Below are 26,972 nucleotides of genomic sequence, written 5' to 3' on the forward strand. Positions count from 1 at the left end.
GAGGAGATACTTATGCAAAGATAAGTACTTATAATTCCAAAAGTTATTTCAATCGTACATCGTAAATTGTCTAATCGTAAATCACCTATTCGTCTAATCGTAAATTAAACTAGGTTATAAATTCTTTCTTGTTATTTGCTTTTCTTTTTTTTGCTTTTTTTCTTTTCAACGGCCTTCTCTTCCGGTGGGAATTTAGGAACCAGATTCATTAGCCGTAATATCTGACTTTGTCGTTTTAGTATGTATGACGAAGGTTTCGCCGAGTTAAATCGTATCGGGTTGGGGAGGGTGGCGGCGATGAGTGCACATTGTCCCCGGGTCAGTTTGTCGGCTGTTGTTCCGAACTTATTTTTTGCGGTTGCTTGTGCGCCGTAGATGCCATTTCCCATTTCTATAGAGTTGAGATAGACTTCCATGATTCGCTCTTTCGACCAGAAGAGTTCGATGAGAAACGTAAAGTAGACTTCGAGCCCTTTGCGTACCCACGACGATTGCGGCCATAAGAACACATTCTTGGCTGTCTGCTGACTGATGGTGCTTGCTCCCCGTTTCCGTTTGCGTGTTTCGTTTTCTTTCATCGCTTTCTTGATTTCTACGAGGTCGAACCCGTTGTGTTCGGCAAAACGGTTATCTTCGGAGGCTATGACCGCCATCGGCAGGTTGGGAGATATCTTATCAAAAGAAACCCACGTGTGCTTCCACGTGGGTTTATCTCCTGAAAAAACTTGCTGAACGCTTCGGATAACCATCAACGGAGTTACATAAACCGGCATGAAACGATAAATAATCACTGCCAGTAGCGTTGATGCAAAGAAGAAAATCAGCAGGTTGCGCGTATAGCGCAGTAATTTTTTAATGAGTAGCTGCTTGTGCATCTTTAATCATTTGCTCACTTGCGTACATGTATACTTCTACACGACGGTTTTGTTCGCGACCGGCAGCAGTGTCATTGCTTGCAACGGGATCGCTTTCACCCATTCCTTGTACACTCTTGATCTGATTGGTGGAAACACCGCAACTCAACAAGTAACTGGACACACTTTGCGCACGTTCTTGTGATAAGTTCAGGTTCTTTTGCTGGCTTTGTGCAGCAGTACTGTTCTTCCAGCCCTGGTTGTCGGTATATCCGTAGATAGACACGTCCATATCCCGGTTCTGGTTGAGCACATTGTTGGCAAACTTGCTTAAAGCAGATTTAGCAGCAGCACTTAGATTTGCATTACCGGTAGTGAAAAGAATACCCGAGTCGAATGTTACTTTCACGGCTTGCAATCCGTTGTTGTCTGTTATCTGTTCTACTTGTGCGCCTTCAATTTGTTTTGCTTCTGCTGCTGCTTTGTCCATCTTCTTACCGATAAGAGCACCTGTACCTGCACCTACTGCCGTACCAATAGCAGCACCGATAGCAGCACCTTTACCTTTACCGATAACACCTCCCAGGATCGCACCTAGTGCAGCACCCGAACCACCACCGATAGCAGCACCTTTACCAGTGTTGTTCATACTTCCACAGCTACCAAATATCATGGCAATACTCATGAAGAGAACCATAAATTTCATCTTGTTCATAATGTTGATGTTTTTTAATTGGTTTATAAAAAATGTTTTTATACGAATCACTTCGCATTATTAATAACAATGCAAAGATACATATTATTTGGCAAGCGTGTACTTTTTAAGTTAAAATAACTCGGACGAGCCCCTTTGTTTGTTAATAAAGGGAAATGATAATTATCCTTTTATCGTTGAAGGAATACTCAAACACTTCTTTTTAATAATAATGAACCAACTCAAAAGAATTAACCCTTTGGCAACCGTGGTGATGCAGACTGCCCACCAGATTCCTTCCACTCCCATGCCCATCCGTACAAACAGGATGGCAAGCGGAATACGCATATAGTTGCAACTGATGCTGATAATGGCAGGAGGGATGGTGCGTCCGATGCCGTAGAATACTCCCTGCATGGTGATTTCGAGCATCATAAAAAGTTGCGAATATCCGTCGATACGGAGGAACACACCTCCGGCTTCGTAGGCCGCCTGTTCGGGGACGAATATGGCAAAAACTTCATTCCCGAAGAAAACGAATAGTAATGTGCAGAATGTACCGAAGATTCCCGTCATCCATAAAGTCGTATACCAGGCTCTAAGTACCCGTTCCACTCGTCCGGCGGCGTAGTTTTGGGCGATGAAGGCACTTAGAGCGGTGGAGAATCCCTGTGAGGTATTCCAGGTGATTGCTTCAATTTGCCCTCCGGTGGTGAAAGTCATCAGTCCGATGTGCCCTCCCTGTTCCGAGGCGGTGCGGCAAAGGAACATATTGACGAAAGCAAATAGCGTATTCAAAGTAGCTACGGGCAATCCCAGTTTAAAGATTCTCCGTGTATATTTTTTCTTTAGCCGCGTGAAGAAAGGGAAACCGCCAAGCAGGGCATCCCGGCAACGCAACTGATAAACGAAAATCAGGAAAACACTTGCTTCCGCAATCCAGGTAGCGTATGCCGCACCATTGGTTCCCAGCCCGAAACCGAAAATGAAGAGCGGGTCCAGAATGATGTTCAGTATCAATCCTGTGCCGCTGATAAAGAACGGGACTTTACTGCGCCCTGCTGCATTATAAATTCCGGTGAAGGCGGCGGAGAGGAAGACAAAAGGTAATCCGGTAGAAACAATCCGCAGATATTGGATGGCATTGGCCGTAATATGATCCTCGAGTTCATAGATGCGTATGATAGGTTCTGCAAATATAAAAAGGAGTGTGCCCCAACAGATGGAAATAATCAAAGCAATCGTGATGTTATGAGACGCGAAACTGCGGGCATCTTCCTGGCTTTGCGCACCGATGGATTGTCCGACACTCACTTCAGATCCCACCTTATTTAATAAGGAGATAGAACCGGACATCCAGGTCAGGATTCCGACAGAACCGATGGCGGCTACGGCTTCACTTCCCAGTCGTCCTACCCACGCCATATCTGTGAGGCTATATGCCATTTGGATAAACGACGTTGCCATGATCGGCATTGCCAGATTAAACAGTTGACGATTGATAGGGCCTTGTGTCAGATTCTTTATTCCTTGCATATAATTTTTCTAATCAAAATGGGCTGCAAAGATACGCAAAATTACTATCTTCGCGCATCTAATTATTCATTAATCAAAGTACATAGATACTATGAAACAGAAATTTTCTACTATTTTTATCTTGCTGCTTCTCTTTTTTGCTGGTTCACGAGTGGTAGCGCAAAATGTTCCGAAACCTTTTGATATTGAACAACCTTCACTTCGCGTATTCCTTCCTGCGCCGGAACTGGCAACGGGGCGTGCTGTGGTTGCGTGTCCGGGAGGTGGATATTCACATTTGGCATTCGAACACGAAGGCTGTGATTGGGCTCCCTACTTTAATAAACAAGGTATTGCATTGATTGTGCTAAAATACCGGATGCCGAACGGTGATCGTACATTACCCATTTCGGATGCTGAAGCAGCAATGAAATTGGTGCGTGACAGTGCCAATGTCTGGAATTTGAACCCGAATGACATTGGTATCATGGGCTCTTCTGCCGGTGGACATCTGGCTTCTACCATTGCCACTCATGCTAAGCCCGAACTTCGTCCGAACTTTCAGATTCTTTTTTATCCTGTGATTACGATGGATAAATCTTATACCCATAGGGGCTCTCACGACAACCTTTTGGGAAAAGATGCTTCTGCTGAATTGGAACTTGAATATTCTAATGAAAAGCAAGTGACGAAAGATACACCGCGTGCTTTTATCGTATATAGTGATGATGATAAAGTCGTTCCGCCTGCTAACGGAGTTAATTATTATTTGGCGCTGAACAAGAACAATGTTCCTTCGGTACTTCATATTTACCCTTCCGGCGGACATGGATGGGGAATTCGCGAGGGTTTCCTCTATAAGAATGAAATGTTGGACGAACTGACGTCTTGGCTCCGTAGTTTCAAAGTTCCTCATAAAGATGCTATCCGTGTAGCTTGCATTGGAAATAGTATTACGTATGGAGCACGTATCAAGAATCGTGATCGTGACAGTTATCCGGCCGTGTTGAGCCGTATGTTGGGAGAGGCTTATTGGGTAAAGAATTTCGGAGTCAGTGCCCGCACTCTGCTGAACAAGGGCGATCATCCTTATATGAATGAAAAAGCTTATCAGGATGCGCTGGCTTTCAATCCTAATATCGTTGTTATCAAGTTGGGTACGAATGACAGTAAATCATTCAACTGGAAATATAAGGCCGACTTCACGAAAGATCTGCAAACAATGGTCGATGCTTTCAAAGCGCTGCCAGCTCAACCGAAGATTTATCTTTGTTATCCTTCTAAAGCCTATCAGACCGGTGATAATATCAACGATGATATCATCTCTAAACAAATCATTCCGATGATAAAGAAGGTTGCCAAGAAAAATAACTTGTCTGTCATCGATCTTCACGCAGCAATGGACGGAATGCCCCAATTGTTTCCGGATAAGATCCATCCGAATGAAGAAGGGGCTAAAGTGATGGCAAAAGCTGTTTATCAGTCCTTGAAAAAGTAAAATAAGGAACTTGACGATTGTAAAATTTCCGGTTGAAATAATCTCTTTTAGAGAAAGTTTCAACCGGAAATTTTTTAGTTTAATCACAAATAATCTTCTTATAATATGCTAAAAAAGTGTCTTTCTGAAAGTTAGATTTGTCGCTAATCTATATTTTGCGCCCGAAAAATAATAAAATGATAAATAGCGTTATGAATAGACTACAAGATTTTACCTTTTTCTCGCAGTTGATGGCTAACGCTAATATGGGATGGTGGAAAGCCAATTTATCAACTGCGAATTATGAATGTTCTGACTTTATAGTAGAGTTATTAGGTCTGGATCAGACCGGAGTTATCAGTTTTGAAGATTTCAATAAACGTATTCTGAAAGAGGAGCAACATTCTGCAACTTTTCATTCCTTTGGTGTGTATCAATGGCCGGAGGTGGTGTATTTGCTTGATACGGTGAAAGGATCTGTTTGGGTACGTAGCAAGGTATGCTTTCAAGAAACGGATGAAGGCGGAAACGAAATCATTTATGGTATATCCGAAGTGCAAGATGGTCCTGATATGGCATCTGCTTACCAAGCTTTGCAATACAGTGAGCGTCTCTTATCTAACATTTTCAAGTATTTGCCTATTGGTATCGAGTTATATGATATGGATGGGGTATTGGTGGATCTGAACGATAAGGAATTAGAAATGTTTCATATAGAGAAGAAAGAAGACGTATTGGGTATCAATATTTTTGATAATCCTATTTTTCCGAAAGAAATGAAAGAACGGCTGAAGAAAAATGAAGATGCCGACTTTACTTTCCGTTATGACTTCTCGAAGGTCGGATCGTATTATCAGAATACCCAAAAACAGGGTACGATTGATCTGATGACTAAAGTGACTACATTATATAATAGTGAGCATCAGCCAATAAACTATCTATTGATTAATGCGGATAAGACAGAAACAACGGTAGCCTATAATAAGATTCAGGAGTTTGAGGAGTTCTTTGAACTGGTCGGTGATTATGCCAAGGTCGGTTATGCCCACTTCAATATTTTGAGTGGACACGGCTATGCCCAAAAAAGCTGGTACAGAAATGTGGGTGAAGCGGATGAAACTCCGTTGTCCGACATCTTTGGCACATACCGGCATTTCCACCCCGATGACCGTGCCTTGTTGATTCGTTTTTTGGACGACGCACGAAAGGGACTTACCACCCAACTTAGCAAAGAGATGCGTGTCCTTAGGGAGGATGGCACATACACATGGACGCATGTCAATCTGTTAGTAAAGAAATATGCCCCGCAAGACCGGATTATCGAAATTATCAGCATCAATTATGATATCACAGAACTGAAAAGGACAGAAGAAATGCTTGTCAAGGCACGTGATAAAGCTGAAGCGTCCGATCGGTTAAAGTCTGCTTTCCTGGCTAATATGAGTCATGAAATCCGTACTCCTTTAAATGCTATTGTCGGCTTTTCAAGCCTGTTGACTAGTACGGAAAGTGCAGCGGAAAAGGAACTATATAATTCTCTGATTGGACATAACAACAAACTATTATTAAATCTGATTAATGATGTAATTGATCTTTCTAAAATAGAATCCGGTTATCTGGAATTGCGTCCGGACTGGGTTAACCTTACCGAGCTTCTTGACGAGAGTGTAGCGGAGTATGCTCATCAAGTACCATCCGGCGTTGAACTTCTGACCAACTATCCGGCACATGATTCTTTGGTAGAACTGGATAAATTGCGTATCAAACAGATCTTGAGTAATTTCCTTTCGAATGCCTTAAAGAACACTACCACCGGACATGTGGAAGTCTTCTATGAGGTAGACCACCAATCTGTCAGAATCGGTGTTAAAGATACCGGTCGGGGCATCCCGCAGAATATGCTTGAAAAGATATTCGAAAGGTTTGAGAAATTGGATTCCTTTGCTCAAGGGGCCGGTCTGGGCTTACCTATCTGCAAACTGATCGTCGAGAAGATGAACGGGCGGATATTAGTCGATTCCCAACTGGGGATAGGTACTACTTTTATAATCGAATTACCGTGTCGCTCTATGCTTGTAGAATAAGTATATGTGAAGAATATTAAAATAAAAATCCCTTGATAACGACTGATTATCAAGGGATTAATTTTATGTTTCGTGATCCGCCTGGGGCTCGAACCCAGGACCCCAACATTAAAAGTGTTGTGCTCTACCTGCTGAGCTAGCGAATCAATCCTTCAGTGCTTTCTTTCGAATGCGGGTGCAAAGGTAGAACATTTTTTTATAACTCCAAAAGAATTCAAACATTTTTCTTATCTTTGTGCCATTATCAACAATATATAATCATACATTATGGCTGCTGACGATAAAAAAATTATCTTCTCAATGGTAGGAGTGAGCAAAGCATTCACTCCTAATAAGAATGTGCTGAAAGACATTTACCTGTCGTTTTTCTATGGAGCGAAAATCGGTATTATCGGTTTGAACGGTTCTGGTAAATCAACGTTATTGAAGATCATCGCCGGTTTGGAGAAATCCTTTCAGGGAGAAGTGGTGTTTTCTCCGGGATATTCCGTGGGGTATTTGGCACAGGAACCTTATTTAGACAACACAAAGACAGTAAAAGAAGTAGTGATGGAAGGTGTGCAACCCATTGTTGACGCACTGACAGAATACGAAGAGATCAATCAGAAATTTGGTTTACCGGAGTATTATGAGGATCAGGATAAGATGGATGCTCTTTTTGCTCGCCAGGGTGAATTGCAAGATATCATTGATGCAACTGATGCATGGAATCTGGATAGCAAGTTGGAGCGTGCGATGGATGCTCTCCGTTGTCCGCCTGAAGATCAGCCGGTAGAAAATCTCTCCGGAGGTGAACGTCGCCGGGTAGCTCTTTGCCGTTTGTTGCTGCAGAAACCGGATGTGCTTTTGCTGGACGAACCTACCAACCACTTGGATGCAGAGTCTATCGATTGGTTGGAACAACATCTACAACAATATGAAGGTACGGTTATTGCTGTGACGCACGACCGTTACTTCCTCGATCACGTTGCCGGATGGATTCTTGAACTGGATCGTGGTGAAGGTATCCCCTGGAAAGGTAACTACTCTTCCTGGTTGGAACAAAAGACCAAACGTATGGAAATGGAAGAAAAGACCGCCAGCAAACGTCGTAAAACACTGGAACGTGAGTTGGAATGGGTACGCATGGCTCCGAAAGCCCGTCAGGCGAAAGGTAAGGCACGTCTTAACTCTTATGACAAATTGCTGAATGAGGACGTGAAGGAGAAAGAAGAGAAACTTGAAATCTTTATTCCGAATGGTCCCCGTCTGGGTAATAAGGTCATTGAAGCCAAACATGTGGCTAAAGCATACGGTGATAAATTGTTGTTTGACGATTTGAACTTTATGCTTCCTCCTAATGGTATTGTCGGTGTGATTGGCCCTAATGGTGCGGGAAAGACGACATTGTTCCGCCTGATTATGGGATTGGAAACAGTGGATAAAGGAGAATTTGAAGTAGGAGAGACTGTAAAGGTGGCGTATGTAGACCAGCAACACAGAGATATTGATCCGAATAAGAGCGTATATCAGGTAATTTCCGGTGGTAATGAGTTGATCCGCATGGGTGGACGTGACGTGAATGCGCGTGCATACCTTTCCCGTTTCAATTTCTCCGGAGGCGATCAGGAAAAACTCTGCGGTGTATTGTCCGGTGGTGAAAGAAACCGTTTACACTTGGCGATGGCTTTGAAAGAAGAAGGTAATGTACTGTTGCTCGATGAGCCTACCAATGATATCGACGTAAACACTCTGCGTGCTTTGGAAGAAGGTTTGGAAGATTTCGCCGGCTGTGCAGTAGTTATCTCGCACGACCGTTGGTTCCTCGACCGTATCTGTACACATATCCTTGCTTTTGAAGGAGACTCCAATGTATTCTACTTCGAAGGTTCATATTCAGAATATGAAGAAAACAAAATGAAACGTTTGGGAAATGAAGAACCAAAACGCGTTCGTTATAGAAAGTTAATGACTGACTAGTATAAAGTAATAGATTGAAGCATTTATAATGCTTTCTGTTTCAAAATAAAAGGCTCTGCAAATATTGTAGAGCCTTTATCGTTTTATAACAAGGGAAAACGTTTATCTCTCTTAAAAAATTGTAGTATAATCGTAATGTAGTTCTAAATATTATTAATTATATTTGTGCACAGTTTTTAAAAGCAAACAATTTATATTAACTAATCAACTACATTTATGTTAAAGAGAATGCGATCTTTTTTAGTAGCGGCGATGCTCATGGTCATTGCTACCGTTAGTGCGCAGGTTACCACTTCTAGTATGAGTGGTAAGGTTACAGCACAAGATGAACCTATCATTGGAGCGACTGTGGTTGCAATCCACGAGCCGTCAGGTACACGTTATGGTACAGTGACTAATATCAGTGGTCAATTTAATTTGCAAGGTATGCGTACCGGTGGTCCTTACAAAGTTGAAGTTTCTTATGTTGGTTATCAGACTGCTATTTATAAAGGTGTAAATTTATCGTTAGGAGAAGTATACACTTTAAATGTAGTTTTAAAGGAAAGTTCTGAATTATTGGATGAAGTTATAGTAACAGCACAGAAAACAGTAGAGAAGATGGGGACTGTAACGAATGTGAGTGAGCGTCAGTTAACGACATTGCCTACTATTAATCGTAGTATTACTGACTTTACTAAACTTTCTCCTTATGCGGGTGGCAGTAATTCTTTTGCCGGACGTGATGGACGTTATAATACAATAACTGTGGATGGTGCAGCTTTGAACAATAATTTTGGTTTGAGTACTAATAATTTGCCGGGTGGAGATGCGCAGCCTATTTCACTTGATGCAATTGATGAAATTAGCGTTAATGTTTCTCCTTATAGTGTTACGTATTCCAATTTTACGGGAGCTTCTATTAATGCTGTAACCAAGAGTGGTACAAACGAATTAAAGGGAACAGTTTATACATATCAGAAACCAAAGAATTTTATAGGAAAATCTATTAACGATGTTGACGTTCCTAATGTGGAAAGTTATAAATCCAGTTTGTATGGCTTTACATTAGGAGCTCCGATAATAAAAAATAAACTATTCTTTTTTGTAAATGGAGAATTAGAAAATAGTACTAGCCCTGGTATTTTGTGGACTCCTAGTCAAGAAGAAGGTGGAAGTGGGGATAATCAAAATCATATTTCTAGAACTTGGATAAAGGATTTGAAGACAATAAGTGATTTTGTAAAGGATAAATATGGATATGATCCGGGAAGTTATGATAAATTTGATGATTTCGAGAGTAAAAATTGGAAGCTTATGGCTCGTTTGGATTGGAATATTAATAAAAGTCATAAACTGTCATTACGTTTTAACACAGTGAAATCAGAAAATGATGCTAGTATTAGTTCAACCTCTTCGGTAATCACTAAAGCTAATTCAAACCGTTATGGGGTTGATGCATTTGCATTTGGAAATTCCAACTATGGTTTTAGAAATATTGTAACGTCTCTTTCCGGTGAGTTGAATAGCAATTTTTCTTCCTCAGTACAAAACAAATTATTAGTGACTTATACCCATATCCGAGATTCTCGTACAACTAAGGGAGATGCGTTTCCAATGGTTGATATTTACAAGGACGGTAAGCAGTATATGACATTGGGTACAGAATTGTTTACTCCTTTTAATGATGTCGAGAATAATGTATTTAGTGTTACTGACAATGTAACTATTAATAAAGGAAACCATTTGATAACTGCCGGTGCAACATTTGAAAGACAGTATTTCATGAATTCATATTTACGTGCTCCTTATGGATATTATCGTTATGCTTCAATGGACGATTTTATGACGGGAGAAAAACCGATGCTGTATGGCATTACTTATGGATATAATGGAAAAGACGCTCCGGGAGCTGAACTGACATTTGGTATGTTGGGAGCTTATGCACAAGATGAATATTCTATTACACCTAATTTAAAATTGACATATGGATTACGCTTTGATTTACCGTTATATTTTGATGATTTGTTAGGGAATGCGGCTATCAAAGAACAGTCATTTAATGGAACGAATGTTGACGTATCCGAATGGCCGAAAAGTAAATTGTTAATATCTCCTCGTTTAGGATTTAATTGGGATATAAAAGGTGACCGTTCTATTGTTTTGACTGGAGGTACAGGCTTGTTTACAGGGTTATTACCATTTGTATGGTTCACTAACCAACCGACAAATGCAGGTCAGATGCAAAATATGGTCGAATTTGAGACTTCGGAATTACCGGCAAACTTTGCTTTTAATCCAAATTATAAAGAAACTCTTACCCAAAATCCGGATATGTTTCCATCAACTCCGGGAAATGAGGTCCCCGGTGCTATAGCTTATGTGGATCCGAATTTTAAAATGCCTCAAGTTTGGCGTAGTAATGTAAATGCAGAGTTTCAGTTACCTTATGGATTTATGCTTTCTGTTGGTGCTATGTATACACGTGATATATATAATGTTGTTCAGAAGAATATGAACGAAAAGGCCCCTTCTGGAACCTATAATGAACAACCGGGACGTGTATATTGGACTAAGAATAATTACTATGACAATCCTAAGACGAAAACCGTTATACAGTTGACTAATGGGGATGAAAAAGGTTATCAATATTCTTTTAATGCAGTATTAACGAAGAAATTTGATTTTGGCTTTACAGGTTCATTTGGGTACACTTATACAATGGCTAAAGATATGACGGCAAATCCAGGTTCATCGGCGGCTTCAGTATGGCAGAATAATGTTGCAGTTAATTCATTGAATGATCCGGGTGTCTCTTATTCTTTATTTTCTACCCCGCATCGTTTGATAGCTAATGCTTCTTATGAAGTTGCTTATGCGAATATGAAAACGACTGTTTCTTTGTTCTATACAGGTTACCAACAAGGACGTTTTTCTTATACCTATTCTAATGATATGAACGGTGACGGAAACTATTCCGATTTGATGTATGTGCCTGCTTCTAAAGAAGAAATGACATTTGTGGATATTAAAGATAAACAAAATAATGTGACTTATTCGGCGGTAGACCAACAAGAAGATTTTTGGAACTATGTAAATAATGACTCTTATTTGAATGATCACAAGGGGCAGTATGTAGAACGTGCTTCTTCTTTAGAACCGTGGATTCACCGTTTTGACATGAAGATAGCACAGGATTTTTATGCTAAGATTGGTAGCCGTAAGTACGGTATTCAAGTAAGTCTTGATATGTTGAATATTGGTAACTTATTAAATTCGAAGTGGGGGGCTTATCGCTCTTGCGGTTTGCAGAGTTATGATAATGTAAGGTTGTTAAAAACAGCAAGTAAGGTAGGAGAACCTCTTACTTATCAGATGAATGCATCTTCTCGCGAGGTGTTCCAGAAAAATTCTAAATGGGATTATACTGCTTCTACAGGTAGTGCATGGCAGATGCAGTTAGGCGTTAAGTTTACATTCTAGAATATTTATATAAAAAGATGCTTCGTTCAATAAACGGAGCATCTTTTTTATTTCATCCTCATCACCACCGGATTATGATCGCTATAATTAAGATCCGGCGAGAAGTAATCCGTGCTATTCAGTTCCGGTGAATGGAGAATATAGTCGATTCTCAACAGATGCTTGAAGTACTTGAAAGTATACATATACCCATGCCCGCTCCTCTGAAAACCATCCTGCAACTTATCACCTTTTATAGTATGATAAACATACGAAGACGGCAGAGAGTTAAAGTCACCGCAGACTAGAGTAGGATAGGGGGAGGCGGCTATCAGTTGCTTGAGAAGATCAGCTTGTACGGCCCGTTTCTGGAAATTCTCATGTAAGCCGTCGATAAGTCCCAGGGCAGCATGTTCCACTCTTTGGGAATCATCCGTACGAAGTCCCTTTTCCAGTTTGCGTTTATTCTGGCTTACTTCTGTTGTTTGGAGATGATTGTTGAACAGGCGGATGGTGCGACCATTGATTTCAATATCACATGCAAGACTGCAATTTTTCGAATCAGGATAGATGATAAGATGCTCCTCCTTGATAGGATAACGGCTGAAAACAGCCAGTTGCAACAGATTCTTCCCTTCGGGCGAAGAAGGAATATAGTGATACGGCCAATTAGAAAGAGCTGCGGATATACTATCGATGCCAAACTCATCGTTAATGCCAAATTCTTGAAAACAGAGAATATCTGCTTGCAGATTTCTCATGTAAGAAGCAATCTCCTTGCATGAGTAGCCGGTATGCTCGTGGTTAAAGGCATCGACGTTGTAAGTAGCAACCGTCAACACTCCCGGAGTATATACATTCATTTTAACCATCGGTGACGAAGCCGGACTGAAAAAAGGCGATTGTAATACACAGCTCATATATCCCCAATTGCTGAATATAGCAATCAGAGGGATGAAAACCCAGCACCGCCAACGAATCGTCCAGTAGATAGCAGAAGCAAGATTAGCCAATAAAAGTATCGGCAGTATCAAACCGATGAAAGGCATAAATTTGAAACTATCCGGTGCGGCATTGCCTACGAAAGCACCCGCAATGGTAACTCCTGCCAAAATACTGGTCAGCACGATGGATATGTAATAAAACAGTCTGTAAAAGGCTTTCATTTAATCTAAATTATTTGCTGGTTGTATCATGAGGGATTAAGCTCTCTACGAAGGAAGCAACCATTTATGAATCATTGCTTTCAATTTATCATCCGCTATTGGTTTAGCTATAAAATCATTGCACCCCGCTTCTTCAGCCGCTTTCCTGTCCTGTTCGTATGCAAAGGCACTTTGAGCAATAATAGGAACAGTGGCAGACAGTTCACGGATGATTTTTGTAGCTTCCAGTCCGTCCAGATTCGGCATCTTGATATCCATCAAGATAAGATCCGGTTTCACCTCATCGAACATCGTGACAGCTTCCATTCCGTCATGCGCACGTATAAGCTGATGGTCTTTACCTAGAATAGCCTCCAATAAGTCGAAGTTACTGTCCGTATCTTCGGCAACCAAAATACAGGCGTGCCGTGTATTTGCAGAACTGTCAACACTCGAATCTGCAGTTTTCCCGGCAGATGCTATTCCAGCAATGTTCCCTTCACCATTCTCTTTCTTTGAAGAATCCACATTTGCAGGATTTGCAATCGTGTATGGTAAAGTAAATGTAAACGTCGTCCCCTTGCCAAATTCGGAGTTGACGGAAATCTTTCCACCGAGCCGTTCAACAATAGACTTACAGATAGATAACCCCAATCCTGTGCCCTGCGCATGATTGTTCAGCTTTGCAAAACGCTCGAACACACGCCCCACTTTCTCCGGTTCAATTCCTGTTCCGGTATCCGTTACGTGGAATACAATCTGATTGTCCACCAGTTTGTAACCATAACTGATACTTCCTTCCTTCGTAAACTTGACAGCATTTCCAATCAGATTTGAAATCACCTGGAATACCCGGTTCTTGTCCGTTTCAATCATCAGACTTTCGTCCGAGGATTCATAGACAAGGCTTACTCCTTGCGGAGTACGGAATATATGAGCATCGTGCACTTCCCGGCAGAGATTATGGAGACTAGCCGGTCCGAAGGAAAACTCGATGGTTCCCGATTCAATCTTCGAGAGGTCGAGAATCTCGTTGATAAGTTGCAGGAGACGTTCGTTGTTCGCGTTTACGATGTTATAATACGTCTTCCGTTCTTCCGCATCATCGCTTTCGGCAATGAGATGCGAGAAACCTACGATAGCATTCAGCGGCGTACGTATTTCATGACTCATATTGGCGAGGAAGGCCGACTTCAGGCTATCAGACATTTCCGCTTTCTCTTTCGACGATTGAAGTTCCCGTTTTATTATTTCCAGCTCCGTGATGTCCCATTCGATGCTGACGATGATAGGCGAAGATAATTCGTCACCGTCCACCCGGATTTTCCGTTTGTCGAGGATAATCATGTTTCCGTTTCTGTCCTTTCCTTCAGCAGTCCAGTGCAGACCTTTTCCGGTGGTAGCCACCTGGATATCTTCTTGTCTCTTCTTTTCGGCTACGATAGGCGGGTAGAAATCGAAGTCATTCTTGCCGACAGGGTCGTTCTTATAAAGATCGCGGTTGTAGGCCTCCCGATTCCGGTAAATGTATCGGAAGTCGTTGTTGATTTCCTTCACTACAATCCCGGCAGGGAGATTGTTGATGGTCGTATCCATGATTTGGTTGAGCCGTTTGATTTGGGCTTCGTACCGAATCCTCTCGGAAATATCATGGGCAAACGACCAGTAACTTTCTTCTCCGGAATCATTGGTCACGTTGTACATCGTACCTTCATAAGCCAATATTCCTTTATTGATTTTAGATGGGTGATGGGCCACAAAGTTACTGCTGCCACCGTGTATGACATCTTTGCAACGTTCGTTCCAAGCCTCTTGTGTAGGCATATCTGCGGCGACATTGTAAATCTTTAATTGACTGATGTCTTCGTTTTCTGAAATACCATGATTGTATAGGAAACGACGGTTGGCGAAGATAATCGTGCCATCGGGCTTGGCGGCAAAGATACTTTCTTTGGCGTTGTTGATGGCATGAGTCAGTGTATTGATGTCATTTCTGCGATGCTGTATGTCTGTGATGTTCTGGATATAGCCTTCGATGTTGAAACTACCGTCGGAGCGCTGTTCACGCAGATAAGTCTGGATACGCATATAGAAGATTTCTCCGTTCAGGCGGACCCGGTAGCTGATGCTCTCCATGTTGAGCTCCCTTTCGTTCACCCGACACCATTCCATAAAACTCTGACGGTCTTCTTCTACAATCAGTTCCACATATTTCTCAATGGCAAGGTTTTGCACATTTTCCTCGCACAAAACACCGGTATATCCAAGATAATGAAAAATATTCTGTTTCGTATTGTACGTCCATTGTCCTATCTGGGCTACCTTTTGAATAGCCCGCAGGGTGAGATTTGCTTGTTCCAACTGTCTTTTTACGTTGCTTCTTTGCGTGATGTCGCGATATTGACAAAGCACCATACCGTCATAAGGGAACATGAGGCATTTGAAGTAAAAAGTTTCGTCTTTCAGCACCAACTTGAAGTTCTTGCTGATGCTTCTTTGTTCTTCGAGTACAATCTGGAAGATGGGCATCACCCTCTCTCTCGTATATTCTGGTAAAAGCTCAAATATATTTTTTCCTAAAAGTATATCCTCTTGCAGAAACCATAGATCACAATGAGGCTCAATGTCTACGCAGACTCCGTGCCTGTCAACCAATAGCATTGTATCTGCCGTCAGTTTCAATATTCTTTGTGCGTTATTCGCATCATGTAATATTCTGTTCATGTCTGTTTTTTATTAGATGATAGAGACTAATGTCTTATAGTAAGGATAACAAAAGATAATAGCATTTGTTTTACTTTTCAGCGCGCTTTGCCTTTTCCCAGGCTCCGCTTCCTTTTTTCTTTTTCAGATAACGGATGCCTTTCAGCACATTGACATTCATAAATAGGAAATAGTAGGGGATAAAAAGCAACTTGTTTTTTATCTGTTTGGTGGATAGATAATATCTCCAATATCCCAACCCGTAAAAAAGAACCTGCATGGCAAGCAGCACTCCGTAAAATATCGTGGAACCACCTAACAGCAGAATCGCAATATTCAGCGGGAAGAGAGTGAACAACAGGAACGGAGTAATAGACCATCGCAATACCCGGTGCGACGTATATTGAAAGCTAAGTATCCCGTAGCGGAAAGGATTCAGCAACGGACGAAGTCGCCAGATAGACTGCAATCCTCCCGCAGCGATGCGCACTTTCCGCTTTTCTTCTTCGCGCATATCTGACGAACCGCTTTCGATGGCGTAAGCATTGGTGCAATAAGCAATGGTGTAACCTTTCATGGTGATCCGGAGCGAAAGAATAAAATCATCAAGCAACGTATCCGGTTCCATTGCTTCGAATAGTTCACGACGCACGGCAAATAGTTCGCCTGCTGCTCCTACGGCAGAGTAGAGCCGTGCATCAAGTGCTTTCAGGGTTGATTCGTATTTCCAGTAAATACCTTCACCACCGGCAGCCGCCCCGTCTTTGGTCTGTACGGCGATCCGTTTTTCACCAGCCACACAGCCCACTTTCGGATCTTGGAAAGCAAGTACGATTTCCCGTATTGCTTCCCGGTTTACCATGGTGTTGGCATCCGTAAAAACAACGAGCGGAGTGTCCACCAACGTCATTCCACGTGTCATTGCAGCCGTCTTACCTTGCCGGAGCGGTTGGAAATGTACTGTCGCTTTCCCCTGCCAACGGGTTTGCAGTCGTTCGTTCGTACCGTCGTCGCTTCCGTCTGTCACCCATACGATATGCAGCTTGTCCGCAGGATAATCCAGCTCAAGACTGTTTTCCATCTTTTCGTCTACTACATCTTCTTCGTTGAATGCCGTAATGAAGAGGGTAACTTCCGGCAAACCAGCGTCCGATGCCGGCAACGAACGCTTCACAGGTTTCACGAAAAGCTCTTTCAACTTGACGAGAACGTAGAGCACAATTCCGTAGCCCAGATAGGTGTAGAACACAATGAACAGGGCAAGCCAGAAAATAATTTCAAGGCAGAGGGCAATGGTTTCGTTCATAGTTGTATATTCTTTATTAGAGTTATAAAATTAATTATTTAGTTGCTGTTCAATCCATTCCAATCTTTTTAGATAAATACTTCTCATTCGACTGATTGCTTCGTTAAACGTTAATTTTTCATCGTTGTTTGGTATGATGGTACTATCAAGATTTGAGAGTGGCCATAATTTTGAATTTTCCTTTTCAGACAGAGAAAGTGCAGTTGCTTTTTCGGAGATATAATCAGCAATCCCTATTAACTGTGGTTTAAGTTGGCAGAAACGTTCTACAACCTTTCTTTTGAAATTAGGATCTTTGAATAAATATTTGTACCAGACAGCACTTTTATTATTATTCTCGGCTTCTGTCGTAAAAGTAGTATAGTCAAAATCCCATAATGGGCCGGCATACAATTTCTTATTGCGGTCTTTATAGCAGTATACACTATATATGTATCCCATTTCTTTATTTCCAACTATTGCTTGTACCATCCAATAGTCGATAAAGGACTCAACATTGATATATTCGTTGTATACTTGTTCATATTCTCCAGCCTGAAGAAGTGCTTCAAATGTGTTTGTATAGTTTTCTATGTATTCAAGTTGCGCTTTGTTGAGCACTTTTTCATCTGGCTCTTTTATGTTGACCGGCCAATTGTTGATGGGAGTCCTGAATTTGTTAGGTTCATCATAATATGAGTCATATTCTAATAGATATCCACCAGTAATTTGTGGCTCATCCACATCTTCTGCTGTTAATTCTTTAACATTAACTCTGTTTTTGTCAACTCTGATTTGTTCGCAAACTTGGAAGTTCCCTTGATACTCACCATTAAAGATTACTTCAGCAAATTGGCTTTTGGGGGTCCATTGTAGGTTGTCAGCTATGTAGCCGATATGAAATGTGACATCATTTCGAAGTAAGGTTCTATCTCTATAATTAGCGAGGAAGCTCCATCTTTTGTGTTTAGGCATTCCAAGTATGCTTGATTTATTGTTTAGTTTCACATTGAATGGTTTTTTAGGAAATCTCCATGTACCATTTCCTCTTCCTTTTACTTCAATAGAATCTTTGAAATCTTCAAAATGATTCATTCCTTTAATTTCGAATGATGCAGTGAGCCAATTCTCCCGATCCAGTAGTGGGTGTTCTCCATTAGTTTTGATTATGACAACTGGCAGTCCTGTATATGGTAACAATCGGACTTGATAATCTTTTGTTTCTCCATTATCTCCTTTAAAGGTATATGTGATGATTTCACTGAAATCGTTAGCGGTTACTCCGTCTTTTTGTTCTTTATTGTTGATGTATAATTTACCTCTTTCTGTACTGAATGAGGCTATTAGGTTGCTTGCATCAATGGGTTTGTCCAAATACCAAGTTAATTTATTATGACTAGTATATATAGGTAGTTCTATATCTTCTGCTAATTGAGGATTTAATTTTTTTTCAAATTTGAACGAAAGTAAATTCCCCTTGTCAACAAACAAATTGTTTTTTGTATCAATGCAAGAGCTAGACAATAGTACAATCGATAGAGTACATGCCAATCTTATATACATTTTAGATAAGACAAAATTGAATATCATATTATTTTTTCTTTTCATTTTTCATATATTCCTCCAAAGTTATCGGAACATGTCTATGAGTCTTATTTTTTACTTTATTTTTTATCATATAATAGAGAGCGCTACCCACTTTCTTTAATTCTTTTACTGCACTTCTGCGTGGATATAGCTGTTCCACCATCTGCCGGCTCCACGGTTTGGTAAAGAAATCTGTATATTTTTCATCAATCGGGTTAACGATGAATTCTATATTATCTTTCCATTCACATCGGTTTAGCATCAAGTCTCCTTCGGTGAGCCATAGCAGTTTGTAGGTCAGCGACTGATAAGGCAGATAATTCAGAAACAGTTCACCATAATTATTTTCATAATTTCCCGGCATCCTCGATTTCTCAAAAAGAATTAGTTTTTTATCCAGATAGAGGATAATCCATTTATGAGATTTTTTAGGAAAAAGAAACTCGCCCAACAGACTAGGAGTTTCCATATATCCTCTCTTAGATACTCTGCATTGTTCACGAATAAAATCTGCCGGATTTTCAACGTGTTCAAGTACTTGGTTACAAATCACATAATCAAACTCCTTATCCTTAAACGGCAATACTTCTCCGTTTGCATTGATAAAATCCTGGTGTGGATAAATCTTAAGATTTCCGCATCGGTGGTAGTTCGTTTCCATATACTGCTCTACAATAACATCAGCCCGGTAAGTCGGATTATGTCCCGACCCTACTTCTAGTACCCTGTCTTTCTTACCGATATTCAGGTCATCTCTGTCATACGGATTACGGATAATCATAGTATTCTTTTTTAGAGTGTGTGAAAGTTATTTGTTTTTAATCAGATTGCTATCTTCATCTTTATATTCTTTTTTCTTTGTGAATATACCTCCCATACCTTTCAACCCTTTTACAACGCGCACTTTGAAACTGTTGAATAAACTTCCGTCTACCCCCACCGTTCCATATCCTGTTACTGCACGTGCTTTACGATTACGTATAAATGCTATTTTACCAAATTGTTTAAGTTGTAAAGCCAGATATCCATCTTCGCCGCGAATAATATCGGTGCGGATGCCTGTTTGCTTAGCATACTCTGTGCGATAGGCAAATACAAGACCGCGTACACTAAGTTCGGGACGTTTAAAAGATTGCATCCACAGATGCAAATCACGGGCAGCTTCATATATTTTCAATCCGATCGGTGCGTGATTTTCGTCAGGAATATAACTCCATAAGGAGCTGACTCCCACCACTCCCGGACGCTCTAAAGCATCCACCATCATTTCTACATACTTGGGTGGATACATTGTGTCGGAATCAATATTGATGTGATATTTTCCCCGTGCGTTGTTCAAACCACAAAGTCGGGCAAAACCACAGCTATGCTGGGTTTCCGTATGATAAGGCACTCCGCATGCTTGAAAAATCTCAGCTGTCCGATCTTTCGATTCGTTGTCTACACCGATAATCTCAACAGGATATTTACATTGCATTTCGCTCAAAGACCATAGACAGGCAAGTAAATGCTTTTCCTCATTATACCCGATCAGTGACACTGTGACAATTGGGTTATTGCTTTGTAACTTTGCAATATTCTGGCGCACTTCTTCAACTATGGACGGAGAAGCTTCAGAGAACGGTTTTTCGTATACTTGCAGATATTTACTGTACCATTTGTTCATAGTTGTATCTAATTTATATTATTTTTTTCGTAAGAATCTCTCTATATTTCTGACGCACCGATACCCGAATATTCTGATAAGGAGCGTTCTTGTACGGTAATAAAAAAATGCTTTGTGTGAGAACCATGAGTTTTGATAATGATGGATCGCATACGTATATGGGGTCAAAATCACTTGTCGCGAATCGAAGACTTTTGGAGAAAAGTATTCACACGGAAGCACACATACCTTCGTCTGCATATCTATCTTTTCTAATTCATTAATCCTGCTTCCGGATGGTAGATTATATACAGGTTTCAGTTTCTGTATCGTCTCATTCATTATTTCCGGTAGCATACGGATATCCATTTGTCCGTCTTCTTTTACAAACTTTCTGTTTTGATAATAATCCAAGCAAGCTTTTACCCAGTCGCATCCTTTTTCCGCTCCTATGATAGCTGCTTCGATAGTACCTGCATTTTCAGCTCCTACAAAATAGGGAAGTTTCAGAAACTCGTCAAAGCTTTTTAGCACTTCTACGTCGGAGTCGAGATAGATACCTCCGTAGTGATAGAGAGCATACATGCGGATGTAATCTGCCGCAAAAGCATATTTTTTGGTTGCAAAAGCCTGTTCTACCCACAGACTGCTTTTCAGATCAAATTGGTTACAGTCCCACAACATAACTTCATAATCGGGGAGGTGCTTCTTCCAACTGTCCAGGCATTTCTGTATCTTATGCGGATAAGGATCTCCGCTTAGCCAGCATAAGTGTATTAGTTTTGGTATCATGATAATTGATCGCTATAAGGTTGTTTTGTTAATGTTTCGAATAACTCTCTCCATTCTTGTGCCACGTGTTCAATCTTGAAACGTTCCACATTGATGCGTGCTTGTTTGCCCATCTCTTTCCGTACTTTTTCATTTTCAATGAGATAACATATTTTCCCGGCCAAGCCTTCGATATCTCCATTCTCTACTAATAGACCATCTTTGCTGTCAGTAATGATGTCGCGCGGACCGCAGGGACAGGTGAATGACACCGGAGGGACGCCACAGGCCATTGCTTCAATGATAACCATTCCAAACCCTTCGAACCGTGACGATAGGACAAATATGGAACTTTCGCAATATTTGTCTACAATATTCGGTACGCTATGCTCCAGAACACAATTGGATGAAATGCCAAGCGAGTCAATCTGTTGTTGTAGTTTTTCGCGCATGCCATCTCCGTAAATGCGCAGCGTCCAATCTGGATGTTGTTCACTGACAATCTTCCAGGCAGGAATCAGGCGGTCGAATCCTTTTTGCGGTACATATCGTCCGACAGCTATTACCTGTTTTTGTGAATTGTCGGAAGATACTCCCGGGTAAAAGGGAAGTGGATTGTATATCACGCTTACATTGTTTAACTCTGTCCATTGAGCGGCATCTTCATGGCTAAGAACGATGAAGCGTTTCAGTTGGCGCAATTGACGTATGAGTTGTCGTCTCCAGTGTTCCTTCACAATCCGTTGCAAGAACATGGGAAGGTGATTGTCATTGAATGCACGGTAGTCGGATTTATTGAAATGGATTTCTCCGATTTTTATGCTCCCGTCTTTCACTTTATTGATGAAATTAATATCACGGCGGAGGAGGGAGATTGTAATATCCGGACGGATGTTGCAGAGGCATTCATTAAGTCTCTTTTTGAACAATCGTTGTTTTTTCCAATATCCGAGAATCCTTTTTGGCAAAGTGCGCCCGTACATTTCATCGTAGTTAATATTCAGTTGGTGGAGGGTGATAGACGGGTGAAGTTCATAATAAGGCTTCTTGTTTTTGCCGTCTGTCAGAATGATATGTATTTCATAGCCGAAATGTTCAGCAAAATAATTTGCTTTTAGCGTTAACACCCGCTCCATACCGCTGGGGTAATAGAGAGAGGGAATGCAGTAGGCTATTTTAATCTGTTTGCTCATCAACTATTGTTTGTAACTTTGGTTATATTTACTGTGTCTTAAATCCTATCTTCTCAATTACTTTTTGCATTTGGGCTTTCCATGATAATGGACGGACCGATTCGCGAATCTCAAGTGGCGTGGTTTTCAATGACTTCTGAAATTCAACCAACGCCGGGATGTCTACTGGCGATTCGTCAGCAGGAACCTTCCATACATAAGGCATGGAATCGAAATCCTCGTCCGTTTCTGAATATGTGAAAGCAAATCCCCGTGCGGCATATTCACGGTTTTTTAGTGTCTTGATATAAGTGATACCGCTTCGATGGCGTCCGAGGCTACCAATAGCGAAATCTGCTCTTTCAAATTGGATATCCAGTTCCTCACCATGTAATGGTCCGTGCATGATGACATACGGTTCCAGATGATTGTTGCGGACGACAGGCAGAATTTCTTCCCGTTCCCGTTCGCCGGATAGTGGACCGATGATGTGGAAATATACTTTATAATCGGGGTTAGTCCGGTAGTACTCTGCCATTCCGTTCACCATGCGGTCAAATCCATGCCAATAGTGTACTTCGGCTACACCGATAAGATGCAGTTCATGTGAAGTGTCATTTTGGCTTTGCTTCATGGGAATGGCATCAAAGTCTATTCCGTTGGAGATACGTATGGTTTTTCCTCCAAAGATCGTTTCCGCGTTGGAGAAAGTGACAATGCCGTCCAGATGTTTAGCTAGTTGGTGTCGGAAGCAACGGTCGATGAGCAAATAAAATTTCATAGACCGGGAAGTGTATTCCTGATCGTATGGATAAGTTGGAATTTCCATTACCACTTTGGCACCTGTCTGTTTTAACAGTTTCACCAGTCGTAAGGTAAACGGATTGGCGTTGTGATGGGAACGGATATATACCAGTTCGATTTTTTCGCGGCGGGCATATTCTATAATAGGAGAATAATAGACACGTTTCCAAACTTTGGCGGCAGCTCCTGTGCCAAAGTCGGCAATGACTTCGTTATCTACCTTCCAGCGGCGTTCACCATAAGCGGTGATATCGTAATGACACAGGCGAACATCCACTCCACATTCTTTGAGGGCTTTCACTTGATAATGTATTTTCTTACTAATTCCATTGGCTTTGTCAAAGCCATGGAATATAAGGAACAAGGCTTTCATTCGTTATATATAAATCTCTGTATATTGTTTATTTTGTCTATTTACTTTCTCTTACACATGATACTCCGCACTTTCCCTATAATGTCATACTCATGCGTAGCCTGTATATATCCTCCAAAGATAATAAAACTAATTATACCTTTAGCAATAATTGTCACAAAAATATTCATTCCTTCCAGTACATATTGCATCGGAATAAGGGCTAGCACTATCAAAGTGCTAATTATCAATGGAGAAATAAGCTGACGCATGAATGGCCAGGCACTTCTTCGGAAAGTTACCCGGTACATTTGCCAATAACATTGTATAAAGTTGATGGTGAACGTTATCACGATGCAACTTGCCACTGCTGTCAGCGTTTCGAAGTAGAAGATTCCGAGCAATATACCTGCCACGTTGAGTACAGATGAAAATACTCCGCACACAAACAAGCTCCGTGTATCGCCTGCCGCTTGAAAGATGGAACCGGACGAAGAAAGTATAATCTGAATCCCTACGGAGAGTGACAGAATCCGGAATACAGGTACGGATGGCATCCATTGATTACCGAAAATAATAATTGTCACTTCTTCTGCTGTGAAGAAAAGCAGTACACTAAGTGGAAGACCAATAAAGGCAAGAAAACGAACAATGCGTTCGTAAGAACTTAACAGTTTTCCTTTGTCATTCTGAAAATCACTGAAAATAGGGTGCATCACCGGAGTGATGACTTGTGTGATATTCTGCAAAGGCAGCATCATCAAGCGGTAAGATTTCTCATAATATCCTAAGTCGGACATGCCCATGTATTTGCCAATCAGTAGTTTATCCAGATTTCGACTGAAATAGTTGATGACGTTGAACAGGAATTGGTAGGCAGAATAGGAAAATATCTTCCGGAGTACCGTCAACCCCAATGTGAAGCGCAGCCGTTGCGGATAACGCTGAAAGGAGATAACGAATATCAGTATGCTGGATACAATCGGGTTGATAATTAATGCATATAGTCCTGCTCCGCAAAGGGCAGCGGTCACGGCGGCTGCACCTGCGGAGATTTGAATAACGAAGCTACGGATAGCTATGAATTTAAATTCTTTGTTCCGGTAGAACAATGCTCCCGGCACGATGGTGGCAGAGGCAAAAAAGAGGTTGACAGACAGCAGTTGACACAAAGTCCGTAGAGTATTGCTCTGGTAATAATCGGCAATAATCCACGAAGAAGCGAAGAATAAGACACTGATTCCGATACCTGTCCATACGGTGAATGAAAAAATATCCGACAAATCATCTTTAGTCAACGATTTGTGTTGGATGATGGCCGGAGATACTCCCATGTCGGTGAGAAGATTGAAGAACGCGATGATTACGGTAGCGACAGCTACGATTCCGAAGTCATCCGGTGATAATAGGCGGGCCAGTATTCCTGCTACGACAAGGGATATGAAGACGCCGCTGTATTTAGCCAATGCAGTGTAAAATACCCCTGAAAATAATTGACTCTTAATGTTATTAGCCATTGATTGCTTGTTTATATGTTTGTGCGTATGCTTGTCCCACTTTGTGGATGCTCATATTTTCCATGCCGTACGTGTAATTCACTTCCCCTTGTCCCCATGCGGCAAGCCGGCGGGCTTCTTCGAGTGCTCGCAGGATGTCTTTTTTGTTGTCGGGATTGAATGTCGGGTTACCGGTTTCGGAAAGCAGTTCGCCGATATTTCCCACTTTGGGACCTACCACCACTTTGTGATAGAGGAAAGCAAGGGGTACGTTACCCGAATTTAATATGTCTTTCCGTTGGATGAATATCACGTCTGAAGCAGCCATATAGTAGGGCAGGTCACAGTTGTCTATCAGCTCGTCGTTGGCTCCTGCCTGTAGTTTATATATGCGATTAAACAGTGGCATGAATAGATAATATCCGGCCCTTGAAATCCATCGTTTGAGGAAATTCCTGCCATAGTTGTTGTGTCTTGAAAAAGGATAGAGGCGTGGAGCTAACAGCATCTTGCGTTCCTCATTCCAGCTGCGGAACGCTCCGAGCACCATGCGTATTTCTTCACGATTGCGAAATTTTCCAAAGGCAGTGACAATGAATGCATCTTGCGACAGATTGAGATATTGGCGTGCGCGTTCTACGCTGATATCTTCTTTGTAAGTGTATTGGTAGATGTGGTGAGGGATCACTGTATTCTGGCTGTCAGGATATCTTGTGAGAAATTCGTCGCGACTGAAACGCCCCATGTGTACGACGATGTCACTCTGCGATTCGATAATATCATAGGCTCGGCTTATGATTTCATTAGCATAATGTGGACGGACATTGTGTCGTGTGTAGATAAACCGTGTTCCTCGTGAACGAAAAAAACGGATACGTTCTTCCAGTCGGCGAATAGTGTCGGGGTTGCTACATGTCCAGCCTATAACTTCTTCCGGCCATTGGAAATGTATGATATCATAATCCGTATCCGACTCCCAAAACTCTTTTGTGGAACATCGCACGTCAATGCCAGCCATCCTGATCGCATCGCACAAAATTGGTACGAACAAATTGTCCGTATCTCCGTTTTCTCTAAAGACAATGAGTGCTTTTACCGATGGATTGCTTGTGTCTTCACTCTCATTCATGTTTTTTCCTTTGATTTTGAACAGCTAAGCTGTGCCACAAAGGTAATGAAAGATATGAAAATAACTATCTTTTTTTGATCTTCTTTTCATTGCTCGGCTCCTTGAACGAACCATTCTTCTTCTTGTTCGCACCAAGCTTCCTGTATTTTAAGAGTATAGCCTCTTCTTTATTGGCATTTCTCGTTTAACAGAGCTTTTACTATCTGGTAACAAATGTTGTGAATGTTGATGACACAGAAAAACGTTCAGCTAAATACTACATAGTGAAAAAACATCTATCATACTATCATGCATTTTAATAGTCTCCTTACTATTAGAAGAATAAGTATGATAGATGGCTTTAAAAAATGTATCTATCATACTTTTACCAGCAAAAACAGGTTATCTGTCATCTACAAAATAGCCGAATAAAGGTCTTATATGCATGAAATAGCTTGCTTTTGTTGTAATTAATCCGTATAAATACGATTATCATGGCTTAATAATCCAACTTTAACAGCGATAAGTTTATAGCCCACATGTGTGTGATGCACAGCCCATATGTGTAGGCTGTACGGTTTACATGCGTGGGCGTAAGCATTCGGCCTCGCCCGTATTTCTCTCCAAGCTATAATAAAGTCAAAAGCCAAACGAAGCATGTCTGGCTTTTGACTTTATTTATCTTTCTTGTTTATCCTTTCCAATTAAATGGCAGTAAATCGGCGTAGTCGTTTTTCTTTTCTCTTTCATTCTCCTGTACCCTAATCAACACGTCCTGCATCCATAGTTTTGGGTTCACCTTATTTTCCCTGCAACATCCCATCAGTGAAAAGAATATTGCCGCTGCATGTGCCGCTTCATGTGAACCGGAGAAAAGAGT

General features: G+C 41.3%; 19 protein-coding genes and 1 tRNA gene. 4 read left to right on the forward strand and 16 right to left on the reverse strand.

Annotated features, from left to right (window positions below; translation table 11 throughout):
- Positions 1–131 precede the first annotated feature (131 nt).
- The 3 genes from mtgA to HMPREF0106_RS17240 form a co-directional block, all read right to left on the reverse strand.
- Complete coding sequence (gene mtgA, locus HMPREF0106_RS17250; RefSeq protein WP_004311587.1) at positions 132–875, reverse strand: monofunctional biosynthetic peptidoglycan transglycosylase; 744 nt, start codon at positions 873–875, stop codon at positions 132–134.
- On the reverse strand, positions 853–1,569 hold the full coding sequence (locus HMPREF0106_RS17245) for an OmpA family protein (RefSeq protein WP_004311588.1): 717 nt from the start codon (positions 1,567–1,569) through the stop codon (positions 853–855). The genes mtgA and HMPREF0106_RS17245 overlap by 23 nt, the downstream gene beginning before the upstream one ends.
- A gap of 162 nt (positions 1,570–1,731) precedes the next feature.
- On the reverse strand, positions 1,732–3,084 hold the full coding sequence (locus tag HMPREF0106_RS17240) for an MATE family efflux transporter (RefSeq protein WP_008643882.1): 1,353 nt from the start codon (positions 3,082–3,084) through the stop codon (positions 1,732–1,734).
- A 91-nt stretch (positions 3,085–3,175) separates the two neighbouring features.
- Here HMPREF0106_RS17240 and HMPREF0106_RS17235 point away from each other — a divergent pair, with 91 nt between their 5' ends.
- Both HMPREF0106_RS17235 and HMPREF0106_RS17230 read left to right on the forward strand, forming a co-directional pair.
- Positions 3,176–4,561 carry a GDSL-type esterase/lipase family protein gene (locus HMPREF0106_RS17235; RefSeq protein ID WP_008643879.1) on the forward strand — a complete coding sequence of 462 codons (1,386 nt, stop codon included), beginning with the start codon at positions 3,176–3,178 and terminating at the stop codon, positions 4,559–4,561.
- 191 nt (positions 4,562–4,752) lie between these two features.
- Entirely contained in the window at positions 4,753–6,624 is a 1,872-nt protein-coding gene (locus HMPREF0106_RS17230) for a PAS domain-containing sensor histidine kinase (RefSeq protein WP_032851149.1), read from the forward strand.
- 73 nt (positions 6,625–6,697) lie between these two features.
- On the opposite strand, the gene HMPREF0106_RS17225 is transcribed toward HMPREF0106_RS17230, so the two are convergent.
- Positions 6,698–6,770 (reverse strand) — tRNA-Lys (locus HMPREF0106_RS17225).
- A gap of 121 nt (positions 6,771–6,891) precedes the next feature.
- Between HMPREF0106_RS17225 and ettA the strand changes: the two genes are divergently transcribed.
- Together ettA and HMPREF0106_RS17215 are read left to right on the forward strand one after the other, a co-directional pair.
- Positions 6,892–8,583, forward strand: a complete 1,692-nt coding sequence (gene ettA / locus HMPREF0106_RS17220) for an energy-dependent translational throttle protein EttA (RefSeq protein WP_004311592.1) — start codon at positions 6,892–6,894, stop codon at positions 8,581–8,583.
- A gap of 216 nt (positions 8,584–8,799) precedes the next feature.
- Positions 8,800–12,045, forward strand: a complete 3,246-nt coding sequence (locus HMPREF0106_RS17215; protein ID WP_004311593.1) for a TonB-dependent receptor domain-containing protein — start codon at positions 8,800–8,802, stop codon at positions 12,043–12,045.
- Between the two features lie 47 nt (positions 12,046–12,092).
- Here HMPREF0106_RS17215 and HMPREF0106_RS17210 read toward each other — a convergent pair whose 3' ends face one another.
- From HMPREF0106_RS17210 to HMPREF0106_RS17155, 12 genes are all read right to left on the reverse strand, one after another.
- A complete protein-coding gene (locus HMPREF0106_RS17210) occupies positions 12,093–13,190 on the reverse strand; it encodes an endonuclease/exonuclease/phosphatase family protein (RefSeq protein ID WP_009039452.1) in 1,098 nt (365 codons plus the stop codon).
- A 45-nt stretch (positions 13,191–13,235) separates the two neighbouring features.
- A complete protein-coding gene (locus HMPREF0106_RS17205) occupies positions 13,236–15,893 on the reverse strand; it encodes an ATP-binding protein (RefSeq protein WP_009039453.1) in 2,658 nt (885 codons plus the stop codon).
- A gap of 70 nt (positions 15,894–15,963) precedes the next feature.
- Positions 15,964–17,178, reverse strand: coding sequence for a glycosyltransferase family 2 protein (locus HMPREF0106_RS17200; RefSeq protein ID WP_009039454.1), 1,215 nt, complete (start codon positions 17,176–17,178; stop codon positions 15,964–15,966).
- A 30-nt stretch (positions 17,179–17,208) separates the two neighbouring features.
- Positions 17,209–18,765: a CotH kinase family protein gene (locus HMPREF0106_RS17195; RefSeq protein WP_009039455.1), complete on the reverse strand. Its 1,557-nt coding sequence runs from the start codon at positions 18,763–18,765 to the stop codon at positions 17,209–17,211.
- On the reverse strand, positions 18,749–19,525 hold the full coding sequence (locus HMPREF0106_RS17190; RefSeq protein WP_008775885.1) for a class I SAM-dependent methyltransferase: 777 nt from the start codon (positions 19,523–19,525) through the stop codon (positions 18,749–18,751). Before HMPREF0106_RS17190 ends, HMPREF0106_RS17195 begins: the two co-directional genes overlap by 17 nt.
- A 27-nt stretch (positions 19,526–19,552) precedes the next feature.
- Positions 19,553–20,410 (reverse strand): glycosyltransferase family 2 protein, encoded by an 858-nt coding sequence (locus HMPREF0106_RS17185; RefSeq protein ID WP_009039456.1) that lies wholly within the window; start codon positions 20,408–20,410, stop codon positions 19,553–19,555.
- 18 nt (positions 20,411–20,428) lie between these two features.
- Positions 20,429–21,181 (reverse strand): glycosyltransferase family 32 protein, encoded by a 753-nt coding sequence (locus tag HMPREF0106_RS17180; RefSeq protein ID WP_008775883.1) that lies wholly within the window; start codon positions 21,179–21,181, stop codon positions 20,429–20,431.
- Positions 21,178–22,353, reverse strand: a complete 1,176-nt coding sequence (locus tag HMPREF0106_RS17175; protein ID WP_008775882.1) for a glycosyltransferase family 4 protein — start codon at positions 22,351–22,353, stop codon at positions 21,178–21,180. Before HMPREF0106_RS17175 ends, HMPREF0106_RS17180 begins: the two co-directional genes overlap by 4 nt.
- 28 nt (positions 22,354–22,381) lie before the next feature.
- The gene (locus tag HMPREF0106_RS17170) at positions 22,382–23,509 is read right to left on the reverse strand and encodes a glycosyltransferase family 1 protein (RefSeq protein WP_008775881.1); all 1,128 of its coding nucleotides are present in this window, start codon (positions 23,507–23,509) and stop codon (positions 22,382–22,384) included.
- Between the two features lie 41 nt (positions 23,510–23,550).
- Positions 23,551–25,005, reverse strand: coding sequence for a lipopolysaccharide biosynthesis protein (locus HMPREF0106_RS17165; RefSeq protein WP_009039457.1), 1,455 nt, complete (start codon positions 25,003–25,005; stop codon positions 23,551–23,553).
- Positions 24,998–26,113 carry a hypothetical protein gene (locus HMPREF0106_RS17160; RefSeq protein WP_032851152.1) on the reverse strand — a complete coding sequence of 372 codons (1,116 nt, stop codon included), beginning with the start codon at positions 26,111–26,113 and terminating at the stop codon, positions 24,998–25,000. Before HMPREF0106_RS17160 ends, HMPREF0106_RS17165 begins: the two co-directional genes overlap by 8 nt.
- Positions 26,114–26,783: 670 nt before the next feature.
- Positions 26,784–26,972: transposase domain-containing protein (locus HMPREF0106_RS17155; RefSeq protein WP_009039460.1), on the reverse strand; the 189-nt coding region annotated here is incomplete at its 5' end.

Source organism: Bacteroides sp. D22, assembly GCF_000163675.1.
Taxonomy (GTDB): Bacteria; Bacteroidota; Bacteroidia; order Bacteroidales; family Bacteroidaceae; genus Bacteroides; species Bacteroides xylanisolvens.

Bases quoted from the DNA above. Each gene is read 5' to 3' on its own strand.
- HMPREF0106_RS17215 (WP_004311593.1), top strand. From the start codon at position 8,800: ATGTTAAAGAGAATGCGATCTTTTTTAGTAGCGGCGATGCTCATGGTC.
- mtgA (WP_004311587.1), bottom strand. From the start codon at position 875: ATGCACAAGCAGCTACTCATTAAAAAATTACTGCGCTATACGCGCAAC.
- HMPREF0106_RS17175 (WP_008775882.1), bottom strand. From the start codon at position 22,353: ATGAGCAAACAGATTAAAATAGCCTACTGCATTCCCTCTCTCTATTAC.
- HMPREF0106_RS17185 (WP_009039456.1), bottom strand. From the start codon at position 20,410: ATGAACAAATGGTACAGTAAATATCTGCAAGTATACGAAAAACCGTTC.
- HMPREF0106_RS17230 (WP_032851149.1), top strand. From the start codon at position 4,753: ATGAATAGACTACAAGATTTTACCTTTTTCTCGCAGTTGATGGCTAAC.
- HMPREF0106_RS17195 (WP_009039455.1), bottom strand. From the start codon at position 18,765: ATGAAAAGAAAAAATAATATGATATTCAATTTTGTCTTATCTAAAATG.
- HMPREF0106_RS17235 (WP_008643879.1), top strand. From the start codon at position 3,176: ATGAAACAGAAATTTTCTACTATTTTTATCTTGCTGCTTCTCTTTTTT.
- HMPREF0106_RS17210 (WP_009039452.1), bottom strand. From the start codon at position 13,190: ATGAAAGCCTTTTACAGACTGTTTTATTACATATCCATCGTGCTGACC.
- HMPREF0106_RS17170 (WP_008775881.1), bottom strand. From the start codon at position 23,509: ATGAAAGCCTTGTTCCTTATATTCCATGGCTTTGACAAAGCCAATGGA.
- HMPREF0106_RS17240 (WP_008643882.1), bottom strand. From the start codon at position 3,084: ATGCAAGGAATAAAGAATCTGACACAAGGCCCTATCAATCGTCAACTG.
- ettA (WP_004311592.1), top strand. From the start codon at position 6,892: ATGGCTGCTGACGATAAAAAAATTATCTTCTCAATGGTAGGAGTGAGC.
- HMPREF0106_RS17160 (WP_032851152.1), bottom strand. From the start codon at position 26,113: ATGAATGAGAGTGAAGACACAAGCAATCCATCGGTAAAAGCACTCATT.
- HMPREF0106_RS17180 (WP_008775883.1), bottom strand. From the start codon at position 21,181: ATGATACCAAAACTAATACACTTATGCTGGCTAAGCGGAGATCCTTAT.
- HMPREF0106_RS17190 (WP_008775885.1), bottom strand. From the start codon at position 19,525: ATGATTATCCGTAATCCGTATGACAGAGATGACCTGAATATCGGTAAG.
- HMPREF0106_RS17165 (WP_009039457.1), bottom strand. From the start codon at position 25,005: ATGGCTAATAACATTAAGAGTCAATTATTTTCAGGGGTATTTTACACT.
- HMPREF0106_RS17205 (WP_009039453.1), bottom strand. From the start codon at position 15,893: ATGAACAGAATATTACATGATGCGAATAACGCACAAAGAATATTGAAA.
- HMPREF0106_RS17245 (WP_004311588.1), bottom strand. From the start codon at position 1,569: ATGAACAAGATGAAATTTATGGTTCTCTTCATGAGTATTGCCATGATA.
- HMPREF0106_RS17200 (WP_009039454.1), bottom strand. From the start codon at position 17,178: ATGAACGAAACCATTGCCCTCTGCCTTGAAATTATTTTCTGGCTTGCC.